General features: G+C 54.7%; 13 protein-coding genes. 8 read left to right on the top strand and 5 right to left on the bottom strand.

Annotated elements, in window-relative coordinates:
• Positions 1-15 precede the first annotated feature (15 nt).
• Positions 16-837, top strand: coding sequence for an alpha/beta hydrolase (locus P6287_RS08060; RefSeq protein WP_101760762.1), 822 nt, complete (start codon positions 16-18; stop codon positions 835-837).
• 390 nt (positions 838-1,227) lie between these two features.
• Here P6287_RS08060 and P6287_RS08055 read toward each other — a convergent pair whose 3' ends face one another.
• Positions 1,228-1,716, bottom strand: a complete 489-nt coding sequence (locus P6287_RS08055; RefSeq protein WP_192413583.1) for a GNAT family N-acetyltransferase — start codon at positions 1,714-1,716, stop codon at positions 1,228-1,230.
• Between the two features lie 95 nt (positions 1,717-1,811).
• Between P6287_RS08055 and P6287_RS08050 the strand changes: the two genes are divergently transcribed.
• The gene (locus tag P6287_RS08050; protein ID WP_110865973.1) at positions 1,812-2,738 is read left to right on the top strand and encodes a LysR family transcriptional regulator; all 927 of its coding nucleotides are present in this window, start codon (positions 1,812-1,814) and stop codon (positions 2,736-2,738) included.
• A gap of 9 nt (positions 2,739-2,747) precedes the next feature.
• Here P6287_RS08050 and P6287_RS08045 read toward each other — a convergent pair whose 3' ends face one another.
• Together P6287_RS08045 and P6287_RS08040 are read right to left on the bottom strand one after the other, a co-directional pair.
• Positions 2,748-3,173, bottom strand: coding sequence for a DCC1-like thiol-disulfide oxidoreductase family protein (locus P6287_RS08045; protein WP_110865972.1), 426 nt, complete (start codon positions 3,171-3,173; stop codon positions 2,748-2,750).
• Positions 3,174-3,218: 45 nt separating this feature from the next.
• Positions 3,219-4,277 carry a nitronate monooxygenase gene (locus tag P6287_RS08040; protein WP_277974918.1) on the bottom strand — a complete coding sequence of 353 codons (1,059 nt, stop codon included), beginning with the start codon at positions 4,275-4,277 and terminating at the stop codon, positions 3,219-3,221.
• A gap of 109 nt (positions 4,278-4,386) precedes the next feature.
• On the opposite strand from P6287_RS08040, the gene P6287_RS08035 reads away from it, so the two are divergent.
• From P6287_RS08035 to dcuR, 4 genes are all read left to right on the top strand, one after another.
• Positions 4,387-4,941, top strand: coding sequence for a flavin reductase family protein (locus P6287_RS08035; protein ID WP_101760766.1), 555 nt, complete (start codon positions 4,387-4,389; stop codon positions 4,939-4,941).
• A 63-nt stretch (positions 4,942-5,004) separates the two neighbouring features.
• Positions 5,005-5,541 carry a peptide-methionine (S)-S-oxide reductase MsrA gene (msrA, locus tag P6287_RS08030; RefSeq protein ID WP_192413587.1) on the top strand — a complete coding sequence of 179 codons (537 nt, stop codon included), beginning with the start codon at positions 5,005-5,007 and terminating at the stop codon, positions 5,539-5,541.
• Between the two features lie 109 nt (positions 5,542-5,650).
• A complete protein-coding gene (locus P6287_RS08025; RefSeq protein ID WP_192413590.1) occupies positions 5,651-7,276 on the top strand; it encodes a sensor histidine kinase in 1,626 nt (541 codons plus the stop codon).
• Positions 7,273-7,992: a two-component system response regulator DcuR gene (dcuR, locus tag P6287_RS08020; protein ID WP_192413592.1), complete on the top strand. Its 720-nt coding sequence runs from the start codon at positions 7,273-7,275 to the stop codon at positions 7,990-7,992. The genes P6287_RS08025 and dcuR overlap by 4 nt, the downstream gene beginning before the upstream one ends.
• Here the strand turns inward: dcuR and P6287_RS08015 are convergent.
• Entirely contained in the window at positions 7,986-8,945 is a 960-nt protein-coding gene (locus tag P6287_RS08015) for an FAD:protein FMN transferase (RefSeq protein ID WP_277974765.1), read from the bottom strand. The genes dcuR and P6287_RS08015 overlap by 7 nt on opposite strands.
• A gap of 51 nt (positions 8,946-8,996) precedes the next feature.
• Positions 8,997-11,777 carry a flavocytochrome c gene (locus P6287_RS08010; RefSeq protein WP_277974764.1) on the bottom strand — a complete coding sequence of 927 codons (2,781 nt, stop codon included), beginning with the start codon at positions 11,775-11,777 and terminating at the stop codon, positions 8,997-8,999.
• 605 nt (positions 11,778-12,382) lie between these two features.
• Here P6287_RS08010 and P6287_RS08005 point away from each other — a divergent pair.
• Together P6287_RS08005 and fumA are read left to right on the top strand one after the other, a co-directional pair.
• Positions 12,383-13,897 carry an anion permease gene (locus tag P6287_RS08005; protein WP_137385596.1) on the top strand — a complete coding sequence of 505 codons (1,515 nt, stop codon included), beginning with the start codon at positions 12,383-12,385 and terminating at the stop codon, positions 13,895-13,897.
• 163 nt (positions 13,898-14,060) lie between these two features.
• Positions 14,061-15,704 (top strand): class I fumarate hydratase FumA, encoded by a 1,644-nt coding sequence (fumA, locus tag P6287_RS08000; protein ID WP_137385595.1) that lies wholly within the window; start codon positions 14,061-14,063, stop codon positions 15,702-15,704.
• Positions 15,705-15,761: the final 57 nt, after the last annotated feature.

Here is a 15,761-nt window from a genome sequence, read left to right as displayed (position 1 = left end):
TAATAAGGCCGAAACATGAGCACATTTAAGACGCAGGATGGTACGCAGATCTATTTCAAAGATTGGGGTACCGGCAAGCCGGTGCTATTCAGTCACGGCTGGCCGCTCGACGGAGATATGTGGGACAGCCAGCTGAATTTCCTGGCGGAGAAAGGCTACCGCGTTATCGCTTTTGATCGCCGCGGCTTTGGCCGTTCCGATCAACCGTGGGAAGGCTACAACTACGATACTTTTGCATCGGATATTAACGACCTGATTAGCCATCTGGATCTGCAAAACGTGACGCTAGTGGGCTTCTCAATGGGTGGCGGCGATGTGGCGCGCTACATCAACAATTACGGCACAGCGCGCGTGGATAGCTTAGTGCTGCTGGGCGCGGTGACACCGATCTTCGGCAAGGCCGATGATTATCCAGCAGGCGTCGATTTGTCGGTGTTTGAAGGCATTCGTCAGGGCTTACGTAAAGATCGCGCGCAGTTCATCAGTGATTTTGCCACACCGTTTTACGGCACCAACGCCGGTCAAACGGTTTCAGAAGGCGCGCTGACGCAGACGTTGAATATTGCGCTGCTGGCGTCACTAAAAGGGACGATTGATTGTGTTACCGCGTTCTCGGAAACCGACTTCCGTCCTGATATGGCAAAAATCGACGTGCCGACACTGGTGATTCACGGCAGCAACGACCAGGTCGTGCCGTTCGAAACCACCGGGAAAGTCGCCGCCGAAATGATCGCCGGCGCGCAGCTGAAAGTGTATGACAACGCACCGCACGGCTTTGCGGTGACGCATACCGATCAGCTCAACGCCGATCTGCTGACGTTCCTGCAATCGCTTTAACGGGAATAACATTAATCGGCCGGTTTGGCCTAATACTTGTCAGTTATGAAAGAATTTGGCTTTAAGGCTGCATTAATCGTGCGGGCTCTGACACATCGGCTGCGTCACGCACTGAAGCGTCGAAGCGGGCCGGGGGCAATTTTGGGCCGGCAATTCGCAGCGCTGAACGAAGCGAGGAAGCCAGGAGAGCCCGCAGGACGCGGGCGAAAGGCGAAGCCGGGACAGGGAAGTCCCGTCTTCGCCGGTCCGTTAGGCTGACGAGCGAAGTGAAGGAACCGCGTTAGCGGCGCGAGGACAGCCGGACCAAAAGTGCCACCGGCCTGCACACTCATCGTTGGCTTGGCTGACATGAGCATCAGGCCATTTTGGCGGGCCTTTTGTGGCAGAGAACTATTGCGGCGTGGCGGCAGCAAATTTCTCTAATGCCGCCCCGTCGAGCCGATAACGCACCCACTCATTTAACGGCAGCGCATCAATACTGAGATAGAACTCTCTGGCCGACTGATCCCAATCTAACGCACTCCACTCAATGCGGTTGCACTGATGATTGACCGCGTGCTGCGCGACATACTGCAGCAGCGCTTTGCCTGCACCGAGGCCGCGAAAATTGGGCGAGAAGTACAAGTCTTCCATATAGAGTCCGCGACGCCCCAGCCACGCCGAGTAGCTGCGGGTAATCACTGCATACCCGGCGGTTATGCCATCAATCTCGCACATCAACGCCTCGCTATGGCTTTCGGGATTGAATAGCGTCGTTCTGATCTCTTCAACGGTAGTTGATGACGGCTGTAATCCATGTTCATAAACCGACAACTCAGCAATCATGTCGTAAATGGCGTCCGCGTCTTCAGGATTGGCTGGCCGAATAGTCATCTTCATGCATTATTTTCTTATTTAATCAGATTGATGCTGCCCAGCATAATAGGTATTGTTCGATGAAATAAGTGCAATAAAATCAATGATAGGTGAATTTCATGCATCATGTGCTGCGTCGACTGGACTTGAATCTCCTCCCCGTTTTCGACGCAGTTTTCAGACATCGTTCAGTCAGGCTGGCGGCGATTGAGCTCAGTTTGAGTACTTCCGCGTTAAGCCACGCGCTGTCCCGATTACGTGAGTTTTTTAAAGATCCGCTGTTCTACCGCGAAGGCCACAAAATGTGTCCCAGCGTCTATGCCTGCCAGCTGGCGCCCTATATTGCCGAAACGCTAACCGGATTAAATCGGCATCTCAGCCCGCTGCAGCCTTTTGATCCGCTGACCAGTGATGACTGTTTTAGAATTGCGGTAACGGATTACACCGCTTTTTGTGTCTTTCCGCGGCTGATGCATGCGCTGACTGATACGGCACCCAATCTGAGTTTTGAACTCTGCCATTTGCCGCATAATCCGGCGCTGATTGAATTACTGGCGGGTGAAATCGATATGGCGCTGAGTTTTAGCGAGCCGGATAGCATGCATCATCCCGATCTCGACGAGACCGATTTATTCAGTGATGAATTTATGGTGATTGCCAATGCGCGACGCAGCAGTCTGAATCTTGACGACTATCTTGCCGCCGGGCATCTGGTGGTTACGCCGTGGAATGAAAAACAGGGATTACTGGATTCCCATCTTGCGCGCATTGGCCTTAAACGCCGCATCGCCATCAGAACGCCATCGATGCTGAGTGCGCCCTTTATTATCGCGGAAAGTGAATTGCTGATGGCGATCCCGTCTTTCGTTGCCAGTAAAATCAAACAGGCCGCCGATGTGACCTCATTCAGGCTGCCGTTTCCCGCGCCAAGGTTCACCGTGAAAATCTATTCACACAAACGCAGCGGTAAACGGGAACCTACGGAATGGATTAAATCGATGATGGCTAAAACCATTTCGCAGCAAGCGTTCCGTTTCGAGGATTAACGGACGATTTTACTGGTCTAAAAATCGTCCGTGATAATCGGATTTAATGGGGTAATGCTCGTTGTAGCGACCAAAAAGCCGATAGCGATTTAGCGCAATGCGGTCGTAACAATAATTGCTGATAACGTCAGGCATAAACCTCACGACAGACAAAACGCGCCACGGCCACGGCATATAATGCATGATGCGGAAAATTGCCTGCGCACGGAGCCAATGATTTTGCCCATCAATCAAAACGATGGTGCGAATATCTTCATCTGGCAGACCGACAAAACGTAATAGCGCTTTCCCCTGCTCACTCTGAACCGCCGCAAAACGTACATGGCGTGGAATGCGATGACGCAGGAGAAACATCACCCACGCGTTGCACAGTTTGCATACGCCGTCGTATAAAACGACCTGTTCTCCGGGATTTATCCCAGCTGGGTTTGTCATCATCGTCTCCTCAACCATAGAGATTGTCGCAGCAGATAAGCTGCGTTACGCCGCCTGCCACTCCGCCACCAGCGTGTTAATTAATTCTGCCGCCGGCATTTCCCGCGCCAGCGCGGCGCCCTGCCCGGCCCACTGCGCGCCAAAGCCGTGCGCGCCTTTAGCGGCGGCGGCAGCAGCGAGCGCTTTGCCCAGCGCGTAGGTGAGTGGATAAGGGGGAATGGCATCCTGCGCGAACTCGCGCGCCAACTGGCAAAAATCGTTGGTGAGACATCTTGCCGATCGGCCAGAAATGGCGGCAATCATCTCGGTGCTGTTGGCCTGCGCGCTTTTCAGCGCCTGACGATATGCCGCGTTGGCGGCGGATTCCGGGCACAGGATAAACGCCGTACCCAGCTGTACACCCGCCGCGCCCAGCTTGAGCATCGCAGCCATGCCCGCGCCATCCATCACGCCGCCGGCGGCAATCACCGGCAGCCGCGACGCCCGGCGAATCGCCTGCACCAGCGTAAAGGTGCTGAGCTGCTGATCGTCATTTTCTGGATGGAATATCCCGCGATGCCCGCCCGCCTCAATACCCTGCGCCACAATAAAATCGATGTCGGCAGCTTCGATGGCGTCTGCTTCAGCAACGCTGGTGGCGCTCGCCAGCGTGATAATGCCGCGACGTTTCAAGCGCTGCACAACCGCGGCGGACGGCAAGCCAAAGTGGAAACTCACTGCGGCGGGCGCGGTGTCCAGCAGGACCTCCAGCATCGCGTGGTTATCCACGAACGTTTGATAAATCTCTGACAGCGCATCGGGCGGTGTCGCTTCATAGCGAGCAAACACCGGCTTGAAACGAGCGATCCACGCCTGTTCTTGCTGAGGATTGCGCTGCACCGGCGCGTGGCAGAAGACGTTGACGTTGATGGGCGCGGCTGTCAGGGCGAGCGTTTTGCGGATCATGCTATCCGCCTGTTGCGGCGTTGAAGCGCCCACGCTGATCGAACCCAGCGCCCCGCTGGTGCTCACCGCCGCCGCCAGTTCCGGCGTCGAGACGCCCGCCATCGGCGCCTGAATGATCGGATAGCGAAGGTTAAGGGTCTGACACAGGATGTTGTTCATATTATTGGCCTGTTGGTAAGAGGTAGCCGATAACATGCCGCGATTTTTCGGCTCGGTAAAGGCTGGCATCTACACTTAATGTGTCTGTACCTACAACAGGAGAATCCCGATGCATAAAATCGACTTTCCGGTAAGCAAAGCGCGGAAGTATCTGGAGCCGGGTCCGGTGGTGCTGCTGAGTTCCCAGTTTGAGGATCATCGCGACATCATGACGCTCGGCTGGCACACCATTCTGGAGTTCTCGCCGTCGCTGGTTGGCTGCATGATTGCCGGCGGCAATTACAGCCATGAACTGATTCGCCAGAGCGGCCAGTGCGTGATTAACGTGCCGTCGGCCAATCTGGTGGACAGCGTGGTGGCGATCGGTAACAGCCACGGCGATCGTCTCGATAAGTTTGATGCCTTCAATCTGACACCCGAACCGGCAAGCGTGGTCAATGCGCCGTTAATCGGCGATTGCTTTGCCAGCTTTGAGTGCCAGCTGTATGACGATTCCATGGTAGATAACTACAACTTCTTTATCTTTGAGATCGTTAAAGCGCATGTAGCGGAAACGCCGGAGTTTCCGCCGACGCTGCACTACACCGGCGAAGGACGCTTCAGCGTGATGAGCAATTTGCGGCTCGACAAGCGCGGCGACTTTAAGCCTGAAATGTTAATTTAACTGCTTGAATTGATATGGGCTTGCCCCCACTTTGATTCTTTCGCCCTGACAGGAGTAGATATAATGGCAACCGAATATGCGGTGATCGCAGGTGGCTGTTTCTGGTGTACTGAAGCAGTGTTTAAAGATGTGATTGGCGTGGAGTCAGTCGAGAGTGGATATACCGGCGGCGCACGCCCGAATCCAACCTACGAGCAGGTGTGCAGCGGTGCGACCGGCCACGCAGAAGCGATTCGCATCGGTTTCGATCCAGAGCAGGTGAAGTACGGCGATCTGCTGGATATCAGCTTTGCCACCCACGATCCCACTACGCTGAACCGCCAGGGCAACGATGTGGGCACCCAATATCGCTCTGCGATTTTCCCGGCGAATGCTGAGCAGGAAGCCGAAGCGATTGCCGCGATTGCGCGCGCGCAGGAGAACCTGAGCGATCCGGTAGTGACCACCATCGAGCCGCTGAAAGAGTGGTATGCGGCAGAAGGTTATCATCAGGATTATTGGGAAGGCGCGGGTCAGCGCAACGGCTACTGCATGGCGGTAATCCCACCGAAACTGCAAAAGCTGCGTAAGAGCTTTGCGAATCGCGTTAAATCGAGTTAATTCAGTACCGCCAATGTCGAGGCCGCCACGAATGGCGGCCTTACATGGTGCGCGACCTTCTTCTGTTTATCCGTCATAATATGTGCCCTCTTCTCCTCCGAGAGCGATCATGTCTTCTTCACAGCAAGGAACCGCGGCGCGCAAGCAGCCGATGAAGCTTAATACGCTGGTCACCCTGATGCTCAGCGCAGTGATTGTGCTGGTGCTGCTCAGCGTGCATATGTTCTATTTCTTCCAGATTGGCGCAGCGACCCGCGCGCAGCTGGAAGATAAAGCCATGGCGGTGGCGCGCACGCTGGCCGACTCACCGGAAATCCAGCGTGCATTGGCGTTCCCGCCGGATGGCACGCGCATCCAGCCGATCGCCAAAGCGGTGGAAGAGACCAATAATTTGCTGTTCATTACTGTCACCAACATGGACGGCATCCGCTATTCGCATCGCAATCCTGAACTGATTGGCAAACACTTTATCGGTGACGATCTGGAGCCCGCGCTGCGTGGCCATGAAAACGTCTCGGTGAATAAAGGTTCGCTGGCGAAAGCGCTGCGCGTGTTTACGCCGGTGTACAACAATCAGCATCAGCAGATTGGCGTGGTGGCGATTGGCATCTCGCTGGATGCCGTTTCGGTGCAGATCAACGAGAGCCGCTGGAGCATCCTGTGGACCATCTTTATTGGCACGCTGGCCGGCGCCATCGGTACTTTTGTACTGGTGCGCGTGCTGAAGCGCATTTTGTTTGGCCTTGAACCCTACGAAATTTCTACTCTGTTTGAACAGCGTCAGGCGATTCTCAACTCGCTAAAAGAAGGCGTGGTGGCGATGGACGATCAGGCGCAGGTGACGCTGGTGAACCAGGCGGCGCGATCGCTGCTAAACGATTCGATGGGCACCATCAGCGGCGACCGCATCTACGATGCCTCAGTGATTAACGATCATCTGCGGGATGTGCTGCACAGCGGGCGGGCGCGGCGTGATGAAGAGTTGAATGTGAATGGCCGCGTGTTGCTAAGCAATACCGTGCCGGTGCGCACGCAGGGACGGATTATCGGCGCGGTCTGCACCTTCAGGGACAAGACGGAAATCAGTCAACTGATGCAGCGTCTGACGGGCATGGTAAACTACGTCGATGCGCTGCGTGAGCGCTCGCACGAATTTATGAACAAGCTGCATGTGATCCTCGGCCTGCTGCACATGAAAAACTACACGCAGGTGGAAAGCTACATTCTCAAAACCGCCAATAATTACCAGACGGAGATCGGTTTCCTGCTCGATAAGATTAAGTCGCCGGTGATTGCTGGTTTCTTGCTGAGCAAAATCAACCGCGCGTCTGATTGCGGCCATCGCCTGACCATCAGCGATGCCAGCTTCCTGCCCGACAGCGGCAATGAGCAGCAGATGGCGGCGCTGATTACGGTGATCGGCAATCTGATTGAGAACGCGCTGGATGCAATGAGCGAGCAGGTAGAAGGCGAGATTCACGTGATGCTGCACTACCAAAACGGTTGGCTGACCTGTGAAGTGAGTGATGATGGTCCGGGCATTGAAGCCGATCATCTCAGCACCATTTTCGAAAAAGGCTTCTCCACCAAAGGTGAAAACCGCGGTGTCGGGCTGTTTCTGCTGCAGCAGCAAACCGAAAATATCGGTGGCAGCGTGAGTGTGGAGTCAGAACCCGGCGTGTTTACCCAATTTTTAGTCCAACTTCCCTGGGATGGAGGAAACCAATCCGCATGATCAATGTGTTAGTGGTCGATGATGACGCCATGGTCGCCGAGCTTAATCGCGCGTATATCGGCCAAATTCAGGGCTTTCACTGTTGTGGCACCGCCTCAACCTTGAAGCAGACGAAAGAGATCCTGTTCAATAGCGATACTGCGGTCGATCTGGTGCTGCTGGATATCTATATGCAGCAGGAGAATGGCCTCGATCTGTTGCCGGAGCTGCGCACGGCGCAGAGCGCGGTGGAAGTGATCATCATTTCGTCGGCGGCCGATGCGGAGAATATCAAAACCTCGCTGCACTACGGCGTGGTGGATTACCTGATCAAACCGTTCCAGTTCCCACGTTTTGAAGAGGCGCTGACCGGCTGGCGGCAGAAGAAATCGCTGATGGACAATCAGCATTATTATCAGCAAGCGGATGTGGATCTGCTGATTCACGGCAGCCCGGCGACGCAGCACGACAATAAGCGCCTGCCAAAAGGCTTAACGCCGCAAACGCTGCGCACGCTGTGTCAGTGGATTGATGCGCATCCGGGGCATGAATTTTCGACTGACGAACTGGCAGCTGAAGTGAACATCTCGCGCGTGTCGTGTCGTAAATACCTGATTTGGCTGGCGCAGATTAATATTCTGTTCACCAGCATTCACTATGGCGCGACCGGCCGTCCGGTGTACCGCTATCGCCTGCAACCGGAATACCATTCGCTGCTGCAGCAATACTGTCAGTAACGTAGCTGCCAGTCGACATCGAGCTGCTGGAAGTAAAAGTGCTGCGGTGAGGAGCAGATGATCTGCCGATCGCGCGTGACAAACACCGCGTCGATGTCGGGCTGGTCAGCGAGATAAGCCAGCCCTTGCTCCACGCCCATGCCAAAGAGCAGCGTGGTGTAGATATCGCCATCAATCGAGCGATCGGAAATCACCGTCACGCTCAGCAGTTCGTTATCAAGCGGATAGCCGGTTTGCGGATCAAAAATATGATGCCAGCAGCGGCCGTCCAGTTCGAAGTAACGCTCATAAATGCCCGACGTCACCACCGATTTGCCCTGCACCTGCAGCACCCCTAGCAGCTCATCATCACGACCAAACGGCTTTTTCAGGCCAATGCCCCAACCCTGCGGCTCGTGCGGCGGCGAACCCAGCGTTTGCACATTGCCGCCCAGATTGATCAGCGCCTGCTGCACGCCCTGCTGGCGTAAAAACGCCTGCACGCGATCGGCGATGTAGCCTTTGGCGATGGCGCCGAGATCGATCTCCATGCCTGGCTGTTGCAAAAACACTGAGCGATCGGCGGGATTGAGCACGACCTGATGCGGATCGGTCAGCTTTAGCAGGGATGCGATTTCTGGCGCAGGCGGCACCGCACGTCCCTGAAAACCAATTTTCCAGCGCTTCACAATCGGCCCAATGGTGAAATTGAAGGCGCTGTCCGGCAGTAAACTCACGGCGTGTGCCACGCTAATTAACGCAAACACCGCTTCGCTGACGATCACCGGATGGTGGCCTGCGGCGTGGTTGACCGACATCACTTCGGATTCAGCGCGGTTAACGGTGAACAGGTTTTCCTGCTGTTTAATCAGTTGAAATACGTGGCGGGCAAGCGTGGGATTGTCATAAAACAATTTGAGCAGAATGGGCGAACCCATCAGAACGGCAGAGTAAGAAAAGACGCCAGCGGTCATTGCATGCCTCTAAAGAAAACGATGCCCGCACAAGGCGGGCATCTTTACAGCTTAGTGTCCTAACGCCAGTTTAGCCGCGTTGTGACCGGCTTTGATACCGAAGATGATAATATCGGCCACCGCATTGCCGCCGATGCGGTTGGCGCCGTGGATGCCGCCGACCACTTCACCGGCCGCCCATGCGCCTGGAATCACCTCTTTCTGCGTATCCAGCACCGCGGTATCGGTGTTGATGGTCACGCCGCCCATGGTGTGATGCACGCCCGGTGCGATACGAATCGCAAAGTACGGACCTTTATTCAGCGGGTGACGCAGCGCGGTTTTACGACCAAAGTCTTCGTCATCCTGCTTCGCCACGAACTCGTTGTAACGACCGAGCGTGGTTTGCAGCGCTTCCTGATCCATGTTGAGTTTCACCGCCAGCTCGTGTGGCGTTGGCGCGCTGATGACAAAGCCTTTAGCGATGTATTCGTCAGCCGCTTTGTTATTGGCGCGTACCTGCTCGTCAAACACAATCCACGCACTCTTCTCAGGCAGCGCGATGATCTCAGCGGACACTTTGTCACGGGTTTCCATTTCATTGTAGAAACGCTTGCCTGCCTGGCTCACCAGAATCGCCCCGCCGCCGCGCATTGCTTCGGAAATCAGGTACGACGTAGTTTGCTCAACCGTTGGGTGAATCTGGATTTCACCCATATCCACGGTATCCGCACCGATGTGTTGCAGCATGGCGATGCCGCTGCCGGTGGCGCCTTTATGGTTGGTGGTGACGAAACCGTCCAGCTCAGGGCGATATTTCACCACCATTTCGCGGTTGGCACTGAAGCCGCCGGTCGCCACAATCACGCTTTTGGCGTTAATAATGCGGCTGTCGTTGTACTCATCCACCACTTTCACGCCGGTGACCGCACCGTTTTCCACTAAAATTTCGGCCACTGAGGTTTCCAGCAACACCTCGATATTGCGCAGATTAACGTTTTTCACCAGCCCGCTGATCAGGAAGCCGCCGACTGCCGAACGATCTTCCGGACGGTGCGTACGATCGATGCTCATGCCCCCGGTGATGGTGATGTCGCACAGCTCGATGTCTTTGGCGGCCAGCCACTCAATCGCTTCGGGCGCCTGCTCAACAAATTCGCGCAGCAGCACCGGATTGTTTTTGAATTTGCCGCCTTTCAGCGTCTCTTCATAGAACAGCTCTTTGCTGTCTTCAATGCCTTTCAACTTCTGATAACGGGTTTCCGCCGCGTTCATACCGACCGAGGCTTTGATGGTGTTACCGCCGATGGTGGGCATCTTCTCGATGATCACCACGCGTGCGCCATCGTCATGCGCCTGAATCGCCGCCGCCAGACCGGCACCGCCGGTGCCCACTACCACCACATCGTAATTCACCGGTGCGTTCGGGTTACCGCCCTCTTCAATCACATACTCTTTGCTTGAGGTGGTCATGGCACGCGATACCGCTTTTTTCAGCGCTTCACTCTGCGTGGTGGCGCCAGTGATGGCGTCAACGTGCGGGCTGTTCGCCACCAGAATGCGTTCACGCAGACTTTCGAAGGTGCTGGTGAAGTCGACGTCGAGGCTCGGATCCGGCACCAGCGAGATGTCGGTGATACGGTCGGTGTCGAGGGTAACGTTGATTTTCAGCTTCAGCGCTTCGGCTTCGACTTTCGCCTGATAAACGCCCGCTTTGTATTTACGGCCGGTATCGCTGACGTCGCGGATCATCGCATCCACCAGCGAGAAGCGCCACAGCGGTTCCGGGATAGTCAACTCTTCGCGCTTGGTGCTGTCGATATACAGCTCCATGTGCTGATTCTTGATGACGCGATCGGTCCAGTCCGGATAGGCGATACAGGCTTTGCCCACCGCCACCAAGTCGAAACCGTGCTCCAGCGCATTCTCGGCATCTTCTTTATTGACGACGCCGCCGACGCCGATTACCGGCACTTTCGCCAGGTTAGGCGAGCGCTGTGCCAGATATTTGGTGATCAGTGGCGTTGGGTCCTGAGTATCAACAATCGACGGACGCAGCAACTGACCAACCGAGAAGTGCACGTAATCGAGACCGCGTTCTGCCAGTTTCTCCAGCAGATAGAGCGTATCGTCCCAGCGGATGCCCGGCACTTCCAGCTCTTCCGGTGAGAAGCGATAGCCGATGATGAAGTCTGCCGCAGCGAAGCGGTCAGCCATTTTGTGGGTGATTTCCAGCACTTCCAGTGGGAAACGCGCGCGATTATCGCGACTGCCGCCCCATTTGTCGTCGCGCTGGTTGGAGTTTGGCGAGTAGAACTGCTGGATAAGATAGGTGTTGGCGCCGTGAATCTCCACGCCGTCGAAGCCGGCTTTGATCGCGCGGTTCACCGCATCACCAAACTTGGTGATCATCACCTCCACTTCTTCTGCAGTCAGCGCCTGAGGTTGAGTGGCACCGTCGCGCGGTGCGGCGATGGCGCTCGGTGCGACCGGGGTTTTACCGCCGATCAGCGCCGGTTCAACCATACGGCCGCCGTGATAAATCTGCAGAATCGCTTTGGAGCCTTGCGACTTGATGGCGTGGGCGATTTTCGCAAGGCCTGGGATTTTGTTGTCGCTGTCGATACCGAGCGCGCCTGGAAACGCAGGGCCGCGGTTATCAATAAAGCAGCACTCGACAATCACGGTACCGATGCTGCCGGCGCGCACGCGATAATATTCGACAAGGTCACTGGTAACACCGCCATCGTAATAACCGGTACAGGTGGTCATCGGTGCCATAACCAGTCGGTTTTTAAGCACCGCACCTTTCGGTAACGTAAGCGGATTAAGAATCGGGGTGAGCGTATTCATGATGAGCAACTCCAGAATTAAGAAACTTGGTATTCAATTCTTTGGCGGTTCGGAGAATTTTATAATTATTTGAGTGGTCCGATTTCATGGCGTAAATATAGCATTTTATTTACTTACATAACCTTATTCGTTAGTTATATAAGTTTTACGCATGAAAATAATATTTGAGGCTTATTGCTAAAAGGTGCGCTCCGCTAAGTTTTAACCAAGACTTGACAAAAATCAACTTTTTCCTTACATTTAAAACAAATCCAGTCTTATCATAAAGATAAATCGTCTCCTTTCTCTGCTTTTTGCTTGATTTGTGCCGTTTTATTCATCTCACACAGTTAATTTTCACCTAATGGTTCGTTAATTAAGGCGCACAGGTTTAAAGCAAAAAAATCACCAATAAATTTTATTGATCTAGATCAAAATAGATATTTTAATTAATCGCATCATAAGCGCATCCATTAGATAATTCGCGCATCGAATTTTGTAAATGGCGATTTATTAAGACTCAGTTTTAAATGTCACGACTAATCTGTTAAAAGGGTTTTGTAACTAAAAAAACCAGCTTGGTTCGGGGCGTATATCCGCATTCTCCATAACTTGCAGACAAAACTATGAACACACAAACAACCCAGAGTGAATCCCTCACCGCGCCTCCCGCGGCACCAGGGAAAAAAAAGAACCGCCTGATAATGTTGTGCCTGCCAATTATTGTGGCTGTGCTGTTGCTGCTGGTGCCGACTCCTGCGGGATTGGAACCTTACGCCTGGCACTTCTTCGCCATTTTTGTCGGGGTTATTGTGGGACTGATTTTCGAGCCGCTGCCGGGTGCCGTTATCGGGTTAACCGGCGTGGTGGTGATTGCGCTGTTCAGCCAGTGGGTGCTGTTTAGCCCGGCAGAACTGGCGGATCCCAAGTTCAAAACCGCGGCGCAGTCGTTCAAATGGGCGGTGAGTGGCTTCGGCAACTCCACGGTCTGGCTGATCTTCGGTGCCTTCATGTTCGCCGCAGGCTACGATAAAACCCAGTTCGGTCGCCGCCTGGCGCTGATTCTGGTGAAATATCTGGGCCGTCGTAGCCTGACGCTGGGTTACGCCATTACCTTCGCTGACCTGTTGCTGGCGCCGTTTACGCCATCCAACACCGCGCGCAGCGGCGGTACCATCTATCCCATTATTGCAAACCTGCCGCCGCTCTATGGTTCAAAACCGAACGATCCTAGCGCACGTAAGATTGGTTCATACCTGATGTGGGTTGCCATCACCGCCGCCTGTATCACCAGTTCAATGTTCCTTTCTGCGCTGGCACCAAACCTGCTGGCGCTGGCGCTGGTAAAAAGCGTGGTGGGCTTTGATATCTCATGGGGCATGTGGTTCCTCGCCTTCCTGCCGCTGGGCGTGCTGCTGATTCTCACCATGCCGCTGCTGGCTTACTGGCTTTATCCGCCAGAAGTGAAAGTGAACGATGAAGTACCGCGCTGGGCCACCGCTGAGCTGGCTAAACTCGGTAAACTGAAACGTAACGAAATCCTGCTGCTGGGCTTCGTGGTTGCGGCGCTGATGATGTGGATCTTCGCCACCGCCTGGATTGAGCCCGCAATGGCCGCACTGTTAGTCATCGTGCTGATGCTGTGGACCGGCGTACTCAACTGGAATGACATCACCAGCAATAAAGCCGCCTGGAACACCTTCGCCTGGTTCGCCACGCTGGTCGCGCTGGCGGATGGTTTAGCGCGCGTTGGCTTCATCGCGTGGCTGGGTAAAGAAGGCGCAATGCTGTTGCAAGGCTATGACCCGCAGGTTTCTGCCGTCGTCCTTCTGGTCGCCTTCTACCTGCTGCATTATCTGTTCGCCAGTACCACCGCGCACACCACCGCGCTGCTGCCCGCGATGCTGACCATCGCCGCATCCATTCCGGGCATCAACATGCCGGTGTTCTGCCTGATGATGTGTGTTTCTCTGGGTGTGATGGGCATTATCACCCCGTACGGCACCGGCCCAAGCCCGATTTATTACGGTAGCGGCTATCTGCCAACTAAAGATTACTGGCGCCTGGGCACCATCTTCGGCGCGCTGTTCCTGGTTCTTCTGATGGTTGTCGCCTATCCATGGATGGTGATGATGTTCTGATGATGTTGCTTCGATGTTAAAAACGGAGCCGCGCATACCGTGAAAATGTTATGATACTCGCCAGTCAGCCCCTGCGGAGTGCTGGCGAGAGAAAATCGAATAACAAACTGCCTAATTTGTCGCCCGTCATGCTGGCGGGCCACACGAAGCTAAGTGAGCCAACATGTCGAACAAACCCTTCTATTATCAGGATCCCTTTCCTCTCGCCAAAGATGATACCGAATACTATCTGCTGAGCCGCGATTACGTCTCGGTGGCCAACTTCGATGGCGAAGAAGTCCTGAAAGTCGATCCCAAAGCGCTGACGCTGCTGGCGAAGCAGGCATTCCACGATGCTTCCTTCATGCTGCGCGCCTCGCATCAGGCGCAGGTCGCGTCCATTCTTGCCGACGATGAAGCCAGCAAGAACGACAAATACGTCGCCCTGCAGTTCCTGCGCAACTCCGAAATTGCCGCCAAAGGCGTGCTGCCAACCTGTCAGGATACTGGCACCGCCATCATCATGGGCAAAAAAGGCCAGCGTGTCTGGACCGGTGGCGGCGATGAAGCCGCGCTGTCGCAAGGCGTTTACAACACCTTTATTGAAGATAACCTGCGCTATTCACAGAATGCCGCGCTGGATATGTATAAAGAGGTGAATACCGGCACCAACCTGCCGGCGCAGATCGACCTCTACAGCGTTGATGGCGACGAATACAAATTCCTGTGCATTGCCAAAGGTGGCGGTTCCGCCAACAAAACCTATCTGTATCAGGAAACCAAAGCGCTGATTACGCCCGCTAAATTGAAGAACTACCTGATCGATAAAATGATGTCGCTGGGTACCGCGGCCTGTCCGCCGTACCATATCGCGTTTGTGATTGGCGGGACTTCAGCCGAAGCCACGCTGAAAACCGTCAAACTGGCTTCAACCCACTATTACGATTCGCTGCCGACTGAAGGCAACGAGCATGGTCAGGCGTTCCGCGACATTCAGCTGGAAGAAGAACTGCTGAAAGCCTCGCAGGAGCTTGGCCTCGGCGCGCAGTTTGGCGGTAAATATTTTGCGCATGATATCCGCGTGGTGCGTCTGCCGCGTCACGGCGCATCCTGCCCGGTGGGTATGGGCGTGTCATGTTCCGCAGACCGAAATATCAAGGCCAAGATCAACCGTGAAGGCATCTGGATTGAGAAGTTGGAAGACAATCCAGGCCGCTATATTCCGGAAGCGCTGCGTCAGCAGGGTGAAGGCGAAGTGGTGCATGTCGATCTCAACCAGCCGATGAGCGAAATTCTGGCGCTGCTGTCGGCTTATCCGGTCTCAACCCGCTTGTCGCTTAACGGCACCATTATCGTGGCGCGCGACATTGCACACGCCAAGCTGAAAGAGCGCATCGATAACGGCGAAGGCCTGCCGCAGTACATCAAGGACCATCCGGTCTATTACGCGGGTCCAGCGAAGACGCCAGAAGGTTATGCCTCCGGTTCACTCGGCCCAACCACTGCAGGTCGTATGGATTCCTACGTTGATCTGCTGCAGGCCAATGGCGGCAGCATGGTGATGCTGGCGAAGGGCAACCGTAGCAAACAGGTTACCGATGCGTGTCAAAAACACGGCGGCTTCTATCTGGGCAGCATCGGCGGCCCGGCTGCGGTGCTGGCACAGCAGAGTATTAAGAGTCTGGAATGCGTGGAGTATGCCGAACTCGGCATGGAAGCGATCTGGAAGATTGAAGTGGAAAACTTCCCGGCATTCATTTTGGTGGATGACAAAGGAAATGACTTCTTCCAGCAGATTCACAATAACTGTGCCGCCTGCGTGAAGTAATCTGCGCATCGCACCACAAAAAAGCCGTTATCTTGTGATAGCGGCTTTTTTATTGCG

Source organism: Pantoea sp. X85, assembly GCF_029623675.1.
Taxonomy (GTDB): Bacteria; Pseudomonadota; Gammaproteobacteria; order Enterobacterales; family Enterobacteriaceae; genus Pantoea; species Pantoea leporis.
The sequence above is the reverse complement of the archived record's forward strand: the minus strand, read 5'-3'. Positions and strand labels throughout refer to the sequence as shown.